The organism is Brevibacillus sp. AG162 (assembly GCF_006715575.1).
GTDB classification, from domain to species: domain Bacteria; phylum Bacillota; class Bacilli; order Brevibacillales; family Brevibacillaceae; genus Brevibacillus; species Brevibacillus brevis.
Genome location: NZ_VFNO01000008.1, coordinates 1 through 15,334 on the forward strand (window position 1 = coordinate 1; position 15,334 = coordinate 15,334).

A 15,334-nucleotide genomic window follows, 5' to 3' on the forward strand; every position below is an offset into this window, starting at 1 on the left:
GGAGTGGTTCGTTTTGTTCCTTTATTTCGCCTGTTTTTGAAAGGCGGACTCTTAATATAACATGAACGGTTCGCTTGATCAAATGAAATAATTGGAAATTATACTTCAGTACCTTTAAGTCAGATTAAACTGCCCAATAGCTTAATGAGGCAGCCTGATCATCTCCAGCAGCCTCTGATGTTTTGGTAAGCTATCGATCCTGTTCGTTCCATCATTAGAGTGATCTCTTATCCCAAAAGCTTAAATACCTTATTACTCCTATCAATTCCGAGTTGCTTCCAGATGATATATCCATCGGATTTTACTACTTTTGCAACCATTACAGTACACAATTAGATCGCAATCGTCCCTGCTGAATTGAACCTTCATCTAAGAAATTCTTTTTCTTTCAGATCATCGACCCAATCAATATTTGTTGGAATCATACCTAGGAAATTATCTGAAGGATATTGACTATGTAGCGATAAATCGCGAACACGATCCCCGCACTCCTGCAAAATCTCAGGAAGGCTGCCTATATGATCCACATCCTGATGCGTCAAAATCACAGCTTTTAGCTTGTCGAACGATACTCCTACCTTTTCCATCGCCACACGGAAATCTTTCATTTGTACTGGGAATCCGGTGTCTATTAAAACAGCCATTTCCGGATCCCACAAAAGAATGGGGTGGTATTCCCATGAAAATCTAGATAAAGCATTTCTACTCCCTTTGAAATTCCCATCATATCAGACCTATGTAAAATTTTATTTTTACGTAAGGTTATGTATTATGTTGGTTTCGTTGTTGTCAACATCTGTAAACCAAACTCCACTTTTACCGGTATCTTCTTATCGTGATAGTCACTCGTCTCGGGACTTGTTCCATATCTCGTTTGGGTTCCATCGCCAATTTGACCACTTTCATTTACTCCCCAAGACCAGACCGTCCCGTCTTTTTTGAGGGCGAGAACATGATGATAACCTGAAGAAATGGCTATCACATCCGTTAGCCCAACGACTTTTGCAGGGATCATATTTTCCATGGTATTGGTACCGAGCCCTAACCTTCCCTGTGTATTTCTCCCCCACGCCCAAACTGAGCCGTCTTTTTTTATCGCAAAGCTTTGCTCGTTGCCAACTGCAACGGAGACAACATCCGTCAATCCTTTTACCTGTACGGGAAGAAAGCGATTGGTCTTCGTACCATCGCCAAGTTGCCCATAATTGTTATTTCCCCACGCCCAGACTGTCCCATCCTTTTTCACGGCTAGATTGTGCAAACTAAAGCCTGCCGCAATGGCGGTTACATTCTCAAGTCCTTTTACTTTTGTCGGGAGAAGATTGTGATTTGTTGAGCCATTTCCCAATTGACCACGGCTTTCTTGCCCCCATGACCAGACAGTCCCGTCCTCTTTCAGCGCAAGTGTATGCGAAAAACCGTCCGCTATGGAAACGACACGATCAACCCCTTTCACCTGCACAATATACTCATACATCGACTTTTCTCCCCATGTGGAAAGGGCCGCTCTGTATTCGGCCAGTCTCTTTTCAAACTCCTTATAGCTTTCCTGAGTAGTGCCTGGATCATCTAACTGCTGTCCCCACACTCTGCTTCCCCAAACCCAAACGGTACCATCACTTTTTCGAACAGTCGTGCGGGCATAAGAAGCGACTACTTGCTTTACATCTGAAATCTCTTTCAGTTTTTCAGGGATCGGATTGGTTTCAAGCTCAATTGGTAAGAAGCCAAGAGCTAGATTTTGATTGCTTCCCCACGAGAAGACGTCCCCTTCTTTGGTCAAGGCAGTAGAAAAATTAATTCCTGCTGAAAGGGAAACGGCCCCATCCACACGATGCTTCGCTTTCGCTGGACGAAGAATATGCCACTCTTCCCCCTTGCCTTCCAGATCCGCCCAGTTCCCGACTTGTCCATAATAAGAATCTCCCCATCCCCAGAGGTCACCTTGCTCGTCAAGCACCAACGAATGACCCGCACCCGTAGCAATTGCTACGATTTTCGGGGTTTTCTTACCTGGTGCCTCAGCAGCCTGTACTGAAAGGAAGGTCGAAAATAAGGCGAAGCAAACGGATACCATGACAAGCATCAACCGAAACATGATAAATCTATCTCCCCTCACTCTTTTTCAATATTTTAGCAAATCAACTAGCAAAAGTAATCGGCACCATAAATGATCACGATACCGAAAAATAAAAAAACACAACAGATTTCGCAGCTATCCGTTGTGCTTGTTTAACTATCGAACGCGTTCGTTCCGTATTTTCGTTATAGTCAATAAGTAAGCTTAGATAAGGTAACCTTAATGGCATCCCACTTAAGTCATGTAATCTTGGACTGATTGGTGGGGCGCTAATCTATACCTCCAGTTTTCCCCCTTTTTTCATCAGGGAACTTTTTGCAGTTTCAGGGGGATTTGTTCTTGATGCTCTCCCCGATCATCTGTCCATTTTATATCCATCTTCAATTCGGAGAAGTAGTATTCCAGCTGTTCATTCGGTGTATCTTTTGCTGGAAAGTCGGGTGAGAGGAGGTTCGGATATTCACGAAAAAGCAGTACTGGTTGCTTTTGATTGAATTCTTCAAAGTCAATGTGTTCGATATTTCCGCTCGGCTTGCCATTGACTAGATGAGCCTGGTAATACAGCTTCGTGACTTCACTATCCATTTTCTTTGTCAAATAAAATGGATAGACAACTGTTGTGTGCTCATTCTCAATCGGCCTGATTTCCATGACCACGATCCAATTGTCGCTCTCCCCCGTAAACGTGTGCACCCAATCATCATTCGCAGAGCAACCGCCAAGAAGTAGAAACACCATCAGAAACAAGACAATGTGCCTCATCCCAATCCCCCTTAGATGGTTAGGTCTTCAGACTACGGTCCCCATCACTCTTGCTCATCCGCCCAATCCAAAAATCCGGACAACAGGCTCTCTTCTTCCGCTTCATTCCCGCGTAGCTTTGCTTCTAACCGATCAATCCGCTTGCGATACGCCTCTGCGTCGGCCTTGGACCTGTTTCGCAACAGACTCCCGCGCTTCTTCCACTGCTCATACGCATGCCTTGTATAGTGCAAAGCCTTCTCCCAATCCTTCAACTGGTGCTCGTACAGCTTGGCAGCCTCAATATACACCTCTTCCGGGACATACCCCGTGGACTGAATGCACGACTCCCAAACAGTTAAAGCTTGCTGCCAATCCTTTTGCTTTTTGTGCAGATAACCGATAGCGAGCTTGGCCCGGTTACTCCACGCATGATCGCTGTCGGCGACGAGACGATAGCCTGCCATCGCAGCTTCCTGATCCCCAAGCGCATCGTACCATCTGGCAATTTCGTAGCTTTCCTCGGGAGATACCGTTACACTCCCTTGCCCTACCAATAGCCGCGTCATGTGAATATACATCGTGATCAGAGACAGGACGTCTGTCTCGTTATGCCGCAGCACGCCCTCGATAACATCAGGGTCTTGGGCATGCAAAAAGTCGAAATACCGCACCGGTGCCAAATAGCCGGGCAAATCATCCTCGCGAAAAACATCCAGCTTTTCCTGCTCGATGATGCCCAATCGGCACGATTCCAGCTCCGCCTTCCACAGTCTCCTCGCCCCGTGCAACAGGTCAAAATGACCAAAGGTAGGCAGAGCAGGCACTTGATCGCGCACCAGCGTATGTCTCGTTCGCACTTGCGGCCAGTCAAAGGACTTCCCGTTAAAGGTCACCAGATGCGAGGACCTTTGTGCTTGCTCCAAAAACGATTGGTACAACGTCACCTCTGCATGCGGGCCCGGGAGAAAATGCTGGCGCACCACGACGTGTTCCCCCTCGAAGCGACTGTATCCCAAAAGAAAAATCGCATTGCCTGCCCCACCTGACAGCCCTGTCGTCTCCGTATCGAAAAACAACAAGTCTTCTGGTTTCCTGCCCGCAGCGGACAGCGGATGCTCTCGACCAGCCGTTTCCCACATACGGATCGCCTCATGCAGCTCGGAAAAGGCGTAAGCCCCATGCTGCTGATCGATCGGATAGCGAACCTCGCGAATCATAACGTACTCGTCATCCCAGATGTAGGGCGATGCCTGCATTTCCTTCCACTTGTCGGCAAAAGGGATCTGTAGCTCTGCGCTGCTAGCCGCTGGTACAGCTGCCCTCAACTCTTCCCCCGGATCTTTCTCGTGAATGGGCGGTTCCGATTCGACTGCTGGCGCTACTGCTTTGTCCGTTTCCAGAGAGAGATGTCCCTTCATCCGTTGCAGCTTGGATTTAAGAGACATAAGTACTTCCTCCTTGAGCAATTCGCAGCAAGGTCATGGCTAGCCCCTTGCTGCCGTCATCTGTCGCTCCCACACAAGATGGACATCCTGACTCACACGGGCAAGAGACAATCATCCGCTCTGCCTGTGTCAAAATCGTCTCCATTTCCTTATACACTTGCTCGCTCAAGCCGATGCCTCCCGGATAACGGTCGTACAGAAAAATCGTAGGCTCCTGCGAATGAACGGCCTTTCGTTGCGGTATCACGTGCAGGTCCATCGGATCGCACATGACAAACAGCGGAGCTACGTGCTGCAACACATGCGCCAAACCGACCAAGCCGCGTTCCACATCCTCTGCCCCAATCTCGCCGAGCAGCGCTTCAGAAAAACCGATCCACGCCGCATTTGTATGCAGCTCCTCTTCCGGCAAATGAATCGGTCCCGAGCCGATGTTTTCATGCGTCTCGAACTTGATTTTCTTAAAGATCGTCGCCATCGCATTCACAGCCACTTCGCCATAAGCCAAGGTGCTCTGCGCATGACGACGGGACTGATCCTGCTCCAATACCTTCAGCGAGACGGCCAAGTTGGCGTCCGTGTAATAATCGACTTGGACTTCCCGGACATACGCCTTCTTTTCTTCGTAGTCCAGCTTTTCCACCTGGAACTGCGTCGCCTGATGCAGGTAGATAGCCTCGTCATGCAAAAGCGTCATGGAGCTGAACCGGTCCATTTCCCCGATGACACGCTCATTTCCCCGTTCACTGATATCGATGATCACGACATTTTCCTGCGAGGCTGACCGCAGACTGATGTTGTGGGCCGGGAACGAATCGTTCATCCAGAACCACTTGCCCCGCGAGTAATGCAAGACCTGTTCCTCGGTCAAAAACTCCAGAATTTCTACGATTTCCGCGCGACCGAATGTATCTCCCTCACGAAACGGCAGCTCGTATGCCGCACATTTGAGATGATCGACCAAAATGATCAGGTTATCGGGATTGATCCGCGCTGTCTCAGGACTGCGGTCGAAAAAGTACTCCGGATTGGCAATCACATACTGATCCAACGGCGTGGAGCTGCCGACCATAACGACGACGGATTCTCCCTGCCGTCTTCCCGCCCGTCCTGCCTGCTGCCATGTGCTTGCGACCGAGCCCGGATAGCCAGTAATGACACATGCCTGCAACTGCCCGATATCTACCCCGAGCTCCAGCGCATTGGTGCTGACCACGCCCATAATGTCGCCATTGCGCAAGCCGCGTTCGATCTCTCTGCGCTGGCTCGGCAAATAGCCGCCGCGATACCCTTGGATCGTTTTTGGCCCGAGCTTGCGGCGAATCAACTCCTGCAAATACGTGAGCAAAATCTCTACACGTACACGGCTTCTAGCAAACAGAATCGTCTGAATACCATTGGTCAAAAACTGCTCGGTAATGTCTCGCGCCTCCAATGTGGCACTGCGTCTAATATTGAGCTGCTTGTTGACCACAGGCGGATTGTAGAAAAGGAAATGCTTGATGCCAGACGGAGCTCCATTGTTGTTGACCAGCTCTACCTCTTCTTCTGTCAGGGCTTCCGCCAATTGCTTCGGGTTGGCGATGGTAGCCGATGTGCAAATGAATTGCGGATGACTTCCATAAAAGGTGCAAATGCGCTTCAACCGCCGAATGACATTGGCGACATGACTGCCAAAAACGCCGCGATATGTATGCAGCTCGTCAATGACGATGTATTTGAGATGCTCGAAAAAGGACACCCACTTGGTGTGATGGGGCAAAATGGCGGAGTGCAGCATGTCTGGGTTGGTAATGACGATATTTCCTGCCTTGCGTACCATCTGCCGGATATTTGCAGGCGTATCACCATCATATGTTTCGGATTTGATCGAAAGGCCCATTTCCGTAATCAGCTCGTGCAGCTCTGACTTTTGATCCTGCGCCAAGGCCTTGGTTGGGAATAAGTAAAGAGCCCGCGCTTGCGTGTCTTCCGATAACGTCTGGAGAATTGGCAAATGATAGCACATGCTTTTGCCTGAAGCCGTGGGCGTAACCGCTACGATGTGTTTGCCTTCGCGCACATGGCGAAAAGACGTTTCTTGATGCGTGTATAAGGAGGGAATGCCTCTATTCGTCAGGGCATCTCGAATGCGTCCGTCCAGTTCACTCGGAAATGGAACAGACTTTGCTTCACGAGCAGGAATGACCCTCCAATGCGCAATGTTATCGCGAAATCGTTCGTCTGTTTTTATGTGATCCAATATGGCTGCGATATTTTTTTTCACATTCATCTTCGTCACCTTCTTGCTACCATTTTACGAATGGACGTTCGGCATGTAAACATGGAATAATGATCCACACGTTGAACTCAAGTTGTGGACGACATGGAGCAGTATAGATACTGGAAAAAATAGGCTCTAAAATGATTTAATATGCGAAAGTCGAGTTTAAGGCAGATTAGCTTTTCAATCTCTATCATGATTAATTGGAGATGATTACCCTTGATCGTAGAATTAGTAATTCTCCCTTTGATATTTGCTTTGCTATTACCTATCGCATTCGGTGTAAAAAAAATTACAGTGCAAAATGATAAAATAATTGAACTTCTAGAAGAATTGAAAAAGCGTTAAAAGCTATTTCTAAAAATCGCTATGAGAAGAATCTTGTTCGTTCCCATCTGCGTGCCGACGAAAAAAAGCAATCAGATCAACCTTCCCTTGATCCGATTGCTTTTCTTTATGGGAGTGCTTGTATGTGTTTCTTATCTTGTATGAAGAATGGACCGTCTTTTCCTTAAAAGAACTGTAAAGCAAGTTAATGAAACAAGGATGCAAGATGATGCTCCAGCACTTTCGTGATCCGTTCCCCATTGACACGCTCTGGCTCGAGATAGGCATGCAGTGCCAGACCATCGATGACGGCATAGAGCTTCTCTGCTTCCATCTCTTTGTCCAGCTCTTTGCGTAATAAATTCAGTTGATCAGCAGAGTCCAACAGCTTGCGGACGCCGGCATAGATCCCGTCATGCTGTGCGTCAAAGCCTTCTTTCTTGTGTCGGAAGTACACGGTAAAAGCAAACCATACTTCCATTTCGACCATCTTTTCTTGATTCGTAGGGAGAAGCTCCAAAAAGATTTTGGTGATTTTCTCTTTTGGCGCCCATTCTTCATTGGCGGCGATTTCGGCAATTCGAGCTGTCGCCCTCTCTTTTACGAGCTGCATGGCATACATCAGCAGTTCATCCTGTGTTGCGAAGTAATGTCGCAGTGCACCTAATGAAAGTCCCGCTTCTTTTGCAATGCCCCTTACCGTTGCCCCCTCCATTCCTTGCTCGACAATGACACGCCACGTTGCTTCTGCTATTTGTTCTCTTCTTTTCTCATGATCGATTATTTTTGGCATAGTTGTATTTTAACAAGATTGGCAAGGGACAAGCAACCTTAATGGTACAGTTGTATTATTTTAAAATCGATGATAAAATTCTTTTTGTTAGCACAACTGTATTACAAAAACTTCTCATATAGGAGAAGAAACTTCCGAAAAGGGGACCTATACTAGTGAATTTTGTTGCATGGATGATTGTCGCATGCGAAATTGCATTTTGGGTGGTCATTGTACTTGGCCTTTTCACAAGGTACGTGCTCAAACAAAAAAAGGCCGGGCTTTTTCTTCTCGCCCTGACGCCTGTTGTTGATGTAGTTTTGCTCATCGTTACGAGCTTGGATTTGTATCGTGGGGCTACCGCTACGATTCCTCATGCGCTGGCTGCTGTTTATATCGGGGTATCGCTTGCGTTTGGGAAAAGCATGATTCAATGGGCGGATGAAAAATTTCAGCAGTACGTCACAAAGCAAGGTACGCCTAAACCCAAGTTATACGGCATGGAGTATGCCAAGCATTACGCAAAAAGCTGGTTTAGACATCTCTTCTCCTATGTAATTGGGGCGGCTCTCTTAGCAGGGACCATCTACTTTATCGATGATACGGAACGAACTGCTTCTTTGTGGCATATTCTCCGGCTATGGACCGTTGTTCTGGGGATTGATCTCTTGATTACAGCCAGCTATTTTCTCTTTCCAAAGAAAGATAATCGAGGCACCGTTTCTAAAAATGATTGGTGAGAGGCTTATCTGCTAGCTTTCGTCTTCGCTGTCATCCTCACCAAATGCAAATTCAATGTAAATAAATTGAATCACCAGCTGGCATATTTGATCATTTTCATCCAACCCAAAATAAACAGGATAGGCTCCGTCTCCAAATCCCGTCTGAATCATCGGAATCGATAAATCGGTGCCTGGTATCGTCCAGTTTATATAGTCTCCAGCGCTTCTTTGGTATTTTGGATGGTCTTTGTAACTTTGTGCGAAAACATCAGCAAAATAATCATCATAAATATTGCCCTCTGGATTCTCTTTTTTCCACCTATCATAAAATTCCAGATAAGCATCTCTCGTTTTGACATCTACCACAGTAGCAAGGCCTGCATCCACATTAAAGCCAAAATATTCACCTTCCTCTAGGTTTTCGAGATCCTCGTCTCCAATGAGGGCTTCCGTAAATTTTTGGGGAGTTTTATCTGTAAACTCTACCTTAGCAGCTGCATACCGGTAATGGTCTTCTTCGACTGTTACCACACAAACGGTTAATGGGAAGGTTCCTGTAGGGACTTTTTGAAAATACGGGGCACTATTTTTCTCCAGATACACAAGCGGATCACGAACCATGATGTCTCCAGTGGGAATCGTTATTTCTCCCAATGAAAGCAAGTTGATTGGTTTCCCACTGATCTCCGTTGATGTGAAATAGGTGTGTAAATCAACAAGAGGCGCTAACTTCTGTTTATTTTGTTCATATCGTGCTAGCCATTGCTCATTCGGAATCTTATTCATCTTTATACCCATCCTAAAATTGTCTATTTGTAAATCACTTCTAAAATTATACAAAATCACCCACAGAAACGGTAGAACGGCTTGGCTGTTTGCATAACGGGCAAGCCGATGCATAGGCATGTTTAGTGGATGAAGTACGACAAAACCTATGCCTGTCCAAGGATGAAGGAGGTTGCCCCCGAATGAATCCGCCAGACAAAGGGAATCAAATTCCTCAGCCGATGAGAAGTGACGGGACCGGATGGGTCGATCTCGGTCCACGGAACGTCATGCGTGATCGGCAAAATCCGAATATGCTAGTTCCTCCCGTCACAGATGCGGGCTTGCTGCCCAATCTGAAATTTTCCTTCTCAGATGCGTTTATGACATTAAATCATGGCGGGTGGTCCCGTGAAGTCACCATACGCGAGCTGCCAATCGCCACTACGCTTGCGGGTGTAAACATGAGCCTGACGCCAGGCGGTGTGCGCGAGCTGCACTGGCATCAGCAGGCGGAATGGGCCTACATGCTGCTCGGCCGTGCACGAATTACATCCGTTGACCAACGCGGACGTAATTTTATCGCAGATATCGGCAAAGGCGATCTATGGTATTTCCCTCCCGGCATCCCCCACTCGATTCAGGGACTTGAGGAAGGCTGCGAGTTTTTGCTCGTTTTCGACGATGGGCATTTTTCCGATCTGAATACACTATCGATCTCTGATTGGTTTGCTCATACGCCACCAGATGTGCTTTCCGCGAATTTCGGTGTGCCTGAATCAGCTTTTGCCGATATTCCCTGCAAGCAAGTGTACATATATCAGGACGAGGTTCCTGGTTCCATCGAAGCAGATGAAGTAGAATCTCCGTACGGAACCGTCCCCCTCCCTTTTTCCCATCGTTTACTCGCCCAACGCCCTCTCATTACACCTGGAGGCAGCGTGCGAATCGTCGATTCCCGCAACTTTCCGATCTCGAAGACAATCGCGGCAGCACTCGTAGAGTTACGTCCCGGTGCCATGAGAGAGCTGCATTGGCATCCCAATACCGACGAGTGGCAATATTACATTTCAGGCCAAGCGCGGATGACCGTTTTTACCGGAAACGGAAACGCCCGAACTTTTGACTACCAAGCAGGTGACGTCGGTTACGTACCTTTTGCAACGGGGCATTACATCCAAAATACCGGGACCGAAACGGTGTGGTTTTTGGAAATGTTCAAGAGTGACCGCTTTGTCGACGTTTCGCTGAATCAATGGATGGCGCTCACCCCGCATGAACTCGTCGCTTCCAACTTGTGTGTAGATCCTGAATTGCTGGATGCTTTGCGCAAGGATAAATGGCCCGTCGTCAAATATCCTGGATATGGCTATGTCCCGTGACTACAAGAAGAGACCAGCCCGAATGGACTGGTCTTCTTACTACTTCTCTATTTTTGGGGTCTTGTAGCTCTTCGGTTGCTTCAGACCACGCTGCTCCATGACCTTTCGCAGACGGTCTGGGTAATCCGTGATGATCCCGTCTACGCCATCGTCAATCAACTTGTTCATCGTAGGTGCGTCATTGACCGTCCACGGAATTACCTTCATCCCGACCTTGTGGGCGTCTTCTACCATTTTCCTCGTGACATAGGGCACGTAATTCTCGTCGGTGACTTTGCCGTTCTGTGGAGAGCCATGCACGGGGGAAATGGCATCTGCACCGAACGAGTGTGCCGCCGCCACGAGGTCTCCTCCAAAGTCGTCAATGTCGATTCCGCCCAACCACGGTGAAGCTCCCGGTTGACCTGGCTGCAAGAATTGCGCACCGTTCGTCAGTGCCACAATCGGCAAGCGCGGCTCAACCTCTTTCATGCGCATAAGCGCCCCCCAGTCAAAGCTTTGGATCGATACCCGATCAAGCATCCCGGCATCGCGGACTTCGCGAGCGACGATCTGCACGAAATCTTCACGCGGAGCGGTTTGCTCCGGTGCTCCCGCCTCTACCTTCGTCTCGATATTCATCCACACATGATTGGCCTTGTAGTCTTTGACGAGATCAAATACATCACTCAACAGCGGCATCCCGGCACCTGGGCTTGGACGCTGCTCTGGGTATTGCGGCAATGTCTGTGCGCCACAGTCCAGCGTGCGTACTTGGTCGAGTGTGAGGTCCTTTATGTACTTGCCAACGTACGGATACTCAGGATCACCAACGAAAAGTGGGCCTGTGTCCCGGCACTTGGCACCCGAAATCTTGCGGTCATGCGTAATCACTGCCTGCTTGTCCTCCGTGATTTGCACGTCGAGCTCGAGCGTGCTCACCCCTAATTCAAGGGCATGGGAAAACGACGCCAATGTGGACTCTACCGTGAGCCCGAGTCCGCCGCGGTGAGCTTGAAGATCGAACTCTTTTGGAGAGGTTTTTGACCAGTGAGGATTGCCAGCGGTAGAAGCAATTGGTGCTACACACACCATAAGGGCAGCAGTTGCTATCATTACTTTGTTTCTCATCATTTGCTTCACTCCTTAAAGTATGGCTTACCGTTTTCACTATAAATGAATGATGTAAATTTCTATTCCTATCTCTATTAAGTAATCATAAAAGATTTATTTACCCGAATAATAGAACAGCGGCGAGCTAAGACCTGAACATAAAGTCTTAGACTCGCCGCTGTTTTATTCAGCTATCGTATCCCTTTCACTTCATCATCCATGAATGGACGCTTGACTGGAAGCCGCATTGGCATCCTTTAGGTTCCGGTTTTTCACTCCTAGCGATAAGACGAAACAGATAAGCAAAATCATACACGCTAGCGCATACGGATAGTTGATATCTATATCGAATAAAAATCCAGCTACGATCGGACCTGCAATATTGCCAAGACTGGTAAAGGCTGAGTTAAGGCCAGCAACATACCCCTGTTGATCCTTTGCAAGCATCGACATTTGGGTACTGATGGCCGGTCGCAAAATATCGATCGCCAGAAATACGATAAAGGTAACCGCAAAAATCATCCAAAATCCGTGAACAAACAGCGTCAGAACAATAAACAAGCCAGCAAAGAGCAGACAGACCGAAATGACCTTTTTCTCGCCAAAGCGATTCATGATCCAGCTAAAGGCAGTAAGCTGGACCACTGCGCCTGCAATTGACCCGAATGTAATGATAAACGCGATATCTTTCGGCTCAAATCCAAACTTATGGTCGACAAACAATGAAAAGACCGTTTCAAAATTAGCCAGTCCGAAAGACATGACAAACACAATGATCAAACTGAAAAAATAAGGCTCTCGATAGGAGTACATTAACTGGGAAAGAAGACTGCTTCGTTGTTTTTCACTAGAATGTGAGTCAGATAATGCTTCTTCCGACGGTTTCGATTCCTTGAGGATGAACAACGTGATGCATGCAGCAATCAGTCCTGCAATTCCCGCGGTATAGAAAGGTGCGCGAATACCAAATTCAGCAATGTATCCTCCTATGCCTGGACCGATAATAAAACCAGTCGTAATGGCTGCCGTAATATACCCCATCCCGGCCGCTCGTTCTTCATTCGTTGTAATATCTGCTGAGTAAGCCATTACAGCCGGCATAATCAGTGCGGCACTAATACCGCCTAACAACCTAGAAACAAACAGCAGGACCGGAGAATTCGCTATACCGAACATCCCTTCTGAGATAGCAAACACGACCAAGCCAATCACAATGATCTTTTTTCTTCCGAATGAATCGGCCCATCGCCCGGCAATTGGGGAAAAAAGAAGCTGCGTCAGCGAAAAGGCTGCAACTAACAGGCCGATTGTCCCCCCAGTAATTCCCAAACTCTCCATGTACTTTGGCATAATCGGTATAACAAGCCCGATCCCCGTAAAGACAAGGAAAATATTGAACATCAGAATCAGTAGGGCTCCCTGATTTTTTAATAATAATGCCATTTACGATTCCTCCAATCTAGTACCAAAACACTGAATATCCATTCTAGATAATCGTGTAAAAAAAGCTAGCGGGACGGTTTGACAATGCCAAATAAAAACACATCCATCGCTAACCGAAAAGTTGCCAGCGCTTCCTCTCGTTCCATTCGCCGCGAGTGTTGATTTAAACCAAACATCAGGCTGTCCAGGATAATGGCGACTCCGGTTACATTCGTCATTTCAAATTCGCCGTTATCAATCCCCTTCTGGAGCAGCTGTTGATTAAAGTCAATATAACCTTGGATCATTTCGTTGATGCGCTCCTCCACATCCGAAGGCTTATCCGACATGTCGAAAAATTCATCAGCAGCCTTGGTCAGCGGATGGTTCATAAAATCGGTCGCAAAATGTTCAGCCATTCCATACAATTTATCGATCGAAGTCGTGTAGAGCTGTTCTTTGGTCAGCCATTTCTCTTCCCATTCGCTGTTCCAAGCTTCAATCAGATGTAAAAATAGCCCTTCCTTGCTCTTGAAATGATAATAAATGTTACCGCCGCTGTATCCAGTAGCTTTCACGATATCTTCTATGGATGTGGCCTTGTAGCCTTTTTGCATAAATAAAATCCTGGATGCATCCGCTATCTTCTTCTTTGTCTGCTCCGTTTGCTGCTTCTTTTTATTCAATGGTCCTTCACCAACTTCCCATCCAGAAATACTGAACTTTCATTCAGTATTATAAGGGTTACAAACATAGTTGGCAAACCTTCTTTAGTTTGAGTCAACATAGTGGAGGAGAAGAAAAAGCACAGGTCTCTTCGACTCTGACACGCCAGCTGGGGGATTCACTGGTCGTCTCCACTTTAAAAAGGGGACCGTCGAGCCAAAGCCACCCTACGGGCGGAAGCTTCTCATGGAAGAAGTGTTCGACAAGCGTGGTCCCCTTTTTAAAGTTCCGACTGGGTTGGCGTTGTCAAGGTCTAGGAGCCCTGTGCTTTTTCTTCTCACTAGCTTTATTGGTTCGTTTAAGGCCTTTTAAAACTTAGGATGATAATGACTGCCTGCCTATCTAAAGTATGGACCCACGGAATTTATACTTTCCAATATGATAAAAAAGCTGGCGTCAGTCTAAGCCAGCAACAGACCGCACAAAGCCCCCGTAACCACAACCACCCATGGCGGCAGCTTCCAGTGCTCCAGCATGATAAACAAAATAGCCGCTACGATAAAATCCGGAGGAGCAAGAATGGTACTCGTCCAAATCGGATCGTACAGGGCTGCGAGTAAAATACCGACGACTGCTGCATTCACACCCACCAGCACTCCTTGAATTTTGGAATTTCTCCTCAAGGAATTCCAGAACGGCAATGCGCCGATGACGAGTAAAAAGGCCGGTAGAAAAATCGCAATCGTAGCTACTACTGCACCGACTCCTCCTGCAATCATTGCTCCCAAATAAGCGGCAAACGTAAACAATGGCCCCGGTACCGCTTGTGTAGCCCCGTAGCCCGTCAGAAAAGCTTCTTGCGTTACCCAGCCTGTCGGGATCACCTCTCTCTCCAGCAAAGGCAGTACAACATGACCTCCGCCAAAAACAAGTGAGCCCGCACGGTAAAAGCTCTCAAACAACGCTAGCAAGGAAAAGCCTGTGCTCTCTCGGAGGATGGGCAGCACAAGCAAAAGTCCGAAGAAAACAATCCAGCAGGCAATTGCTAGTGCACGACTGATCGGCACACGAAATTCTGGGAGCTCCGAAGCTTTTTGCTGCCGGAAAAAAAGCAGTCCTGCTATTCCTGCTAGGATCATGACTGTGACCTGACTCCATGCAGAATGCCACAGTAACGTGATGGTAGCAGCGCTGATCGCGATCGTCACCCGCGTTCGATCCGGAGCCAGCTTTTGTCCCATCCCCCATACGGCATGAGCAACAATCGCAACAGCTACTACTTTTAGACCGTGAATCCAAGAAGCACTGCCACTGTCAACACCTTGTAAAGTGAAAGCAAATATCAGAAGCGCCAACACCGAAGGCAGAGTGAAGCCGATCCATGCAGCAACCCCTCCCCACAATCCGGCTCGCATGATCCCAATTCCGATCCCTACCTGGCTGCTTGCGGGACCAGGGAGGAACTGACAAAGCGCAACCAAATCTGCGTAGCTTTGCTCATCCATCCATTTTCTACGTCGAATGTATTCGTTGTAAAAATAACCGAGATGCGCGATGGGACCGCCGAATGAAGTCAAACCGAGCTTGGTAGAAACAAGCAAAACTTCCATCACAGACCCCCATCTACTTTTTTGGGGCTCTATTCCTTCTGGGA

12 protein-coding genes and 1 pseudogene are annotated in these 15,334 nt (G+C 47.6%); 2 read left to right on the plus strand and 11 right to left on the minus strand.

Features of this window, described 5'->3' with window-relative positions:
- Positions 1 to 470 precede the first annotated feature (470 nt).
- The 6 genes and pseudogenes from FB479_RS21675 to FB479_RS21700 all read right to left on the minus strand — a co-directional run.
- Positions 471 to 724: pseudogene (locus FB479_RS21675) on the minus strand (MBL fold metallo-hydrolase); the annotation flags it as partial.
- 45 nt (positions 725 to 769) lie between these two features.
- The gene (locus FB479_RS21680; RefSeq protein WP_142066673.1) at positions 770 to 2,098 is read right to left on the minus strand and encodes an RCC1 domain-containing protein; all 1,329 of its coding nucleotides are present in this window, start codon (positions 2,096 to 2,098) and stop codon (positions 770 to 772) included.
- Between the two features lie 285 nt (positions 2,099 to 2,383).
- Entirely contained in the window at positions 2,384 to 2,842 is a 459-nt protein-coding gene (locus FB479_RS21685) for a hypothetical protein (protein WP_142066674.1), read from the minus strand.
- 44 nt (positions 2,843 to 2,886) lie between these two features.
- Positions 2,887 to 4,269, minus strand: a complete 1,383-nt coding sequence (locus FB479_RS21690) for a ribonuclease H-like domain-containing protein (protein WP_142066675.1) — start codon at positions 4,267 to 4,269, stop codon at positions 2,887 to 2,889.
- Entirely contained in the window at positions 4,259 to 6,541 is a 2,283-nt protein-coding gene (locus FB479_RS21695; RefSeq protein ID WP_142066676.1) for a DEAD/DEAH box helicase, read from the minus strand. Before FB479_RS21695 ends, FB479_RS21690 begins: the two co-directional genes overlap by 11 nt.
- 523 nt (positions 6,542 to 7,064) lie before the next feature.
- The gene (locus tag FB479_RS21700; RefSeq protein WP_106657368.1) at positions 7,065 to 7,652 is read right to left on the minus strand and encodes a TetR/AcrR family transcriptional regulator; all 588 of its coding nucleotides are present in this window, start codon (positions 7,650 to 7,652) and stop codon (positions 7,065 to 7,067) included.
- 155 nt (positions 7,653 to 7,807) lie between these two features.
- Between FB479_RS21700 and FB479_RS21705 the strand changes: the two genes are divergently transcribed.
- Positions 7,808 to 8,371 carry a YEATS domain-containing protein gene (locus tag FB479_RS21705; protein ID WP_142066677.1) on the plus strand — a complete coding sequence of 188 codons (564 nt, stop codon included), beginning with the start codon at positions 7,808 to 7,810 and terminating at the stop codon, positions 8,369 to 8,371.
- 12 nt (positions 8,372 to 8,383) lie between these two features.
- Here the strand turns inward: FB479_RS21705 and FB479_RS21710 are convergent, their stop codons facing one another.
- Entirely contained in the window at positions 8,384 to 9,139 is a 756-nt protein-coding gene (locus tag FB479_RS21710) for a DUF4241 domain-containing protein (RefSeq protein WP_106657366.1), read from the minus strand.
- A 182-nt stretch (positions 9,140 to 9,321) separates the two neighbouring features.
- Between FB479_RS21710 and FB479_RS21715 the strand changes: the two genes are divergently transcribed.
- A complete protein-coding gene (locus tag FB479_RS21715; protein WP_142066678.1) occupies positions 9,322 to 10,500 on the plus strand; it encodes an oxalate decarboxylase family bicupin in 1,179 nt (392 codons plus the stop codon).
- Between the two features lie 39 nt (positions 10,501 to 10,539).
- Here FB479_RS21715 and FB479_RS21720 read toward each other — a convergent pair whose 3' ends face one another.
- The 4 genes from FB479_RS21720 to FB479_RS21740 all read right to left on the minus strand — a co-directional run bounded on the left by FB479_RS21720 (position 10,540) and on the right by FB479_RS21740 (position 15,290).
- A complete protein-coding gene (locus FB479_RS21720; protein WP_142066679.1) occupies positions 10,540 to 11,613 on the minus strand; it encodes a glycerophosphodiester phosphodiesterase in 1,074 nt (357 codons plus the stop codon).
- A 192-nt stretch (positions 11,614 to 11,805) separates the two neighbouring features.
- On the minus strand, positions 11,806 to 13,035 hold the full coding sequence (locus tag FB479_RS21725; RefSeq protein WP_142066680.1) for an MFS transporter: 1,230 nt from the start codon (positions 13,033 to 13,035) through the stop codon (positions 11,806 to 11,808).
- A 65-nt stretch (positions 13,036 to 13,100) separates the two neighbouring features.
- The gene (locus FB479_RS21730; protein ID WP_106657362.1) at positions 13,101 to 13,700 is read right to left on the minus strand and encodes a TetR/AcrR family transcriptional regulator; all 600 of its coding nucleotides are present in this window, start codon (positions 13,698 to 13,700) and stop codon (positions 13,101 to 13,103) included.
- 441 nt (positions 13,701 to 14,141) lie between these two features.
- Positions 14,142 to 15,290, minus strand: coding sequence for a chromate transporter (locus FB479_RS21740; RefSeq protein ID WP_106657361.1), 1,149 nt, complete (start codon positions 15,288 to 15,290; stop codon positions 14,142 to 14,144).
- Between the last annotated feature and the right edge of the window lie 44 nt (positions 15,291 to 15,334).

Coding starts and splice junctions, on each gene's coding strand:
- FB479_RS21680 (WP_142066673.1), bottom strand. CDS start 2,098: ATGTTTCGGTTGATGCTTGTCATGGTATCCGTTTGCTTCGCCTTATTT.
- FB479_RS21685 (WP_142066674.1), bottom strand. CDS start 2,842: ATGAGGCACATTGTCTTGTTTCTGATGGTGTTTCTACTTCTTGGCGGT.
- FB479_RS21690 (WP_142066675.1), bottom strand. CDS start 4,269: ATGTCTCTTAAATCCAAGCTGCAACGGATGAAGGGACATCTCTCTCTG.
- FB479_RS21695 (WP_142066676.1), bottom strand. CDS start 6,541: ATGAATGTGAAAAAAAATATCGCAGCCATATTGGATCACATAAAAACA.
- FB479_RS21700 (WP_106657368.1), bottom strand. CDS start 7,652: ATGCCAAAAATAATCGATCATGAGAAAAGAAGAGAACAAATAGCAGAA.
- FB479_RS21710 (WP_106657366.1), bottom strand. CDS start 9,139: ATGAATAAGATTCCGAATGAGCAATGGCTAGCACGATATGAACAAAAT.
- FB479_RS21715 (WP_142066678.1), top strand. CDS start 9,322: ATGAATCCGCCAGACAAAGGGAATCAAATTCCTCAGCCGATGAGAAGT.
- FB479_RS21720 (WP_142066679.1), bottom strand. CDS start 11,613: ATGATGAGAAACAAAGTAATGATAGCAACTGCTGCCCTTATGGTGTGT.
- FB479_RS21725 (WP_142066680.1), bottom strand. CDS start 13,035: ATGGCATTATTATTAAAAAATCAGGGAGCCCTACTGATTCTGATGTTC.
- FB479_RS21740 (WP_106657361.1), bottom strand. CDS start 15,290: ATGGAAGTTTTGCTTGTTTCTACCAAGCTCGGTTTGACTTCATTCGGC.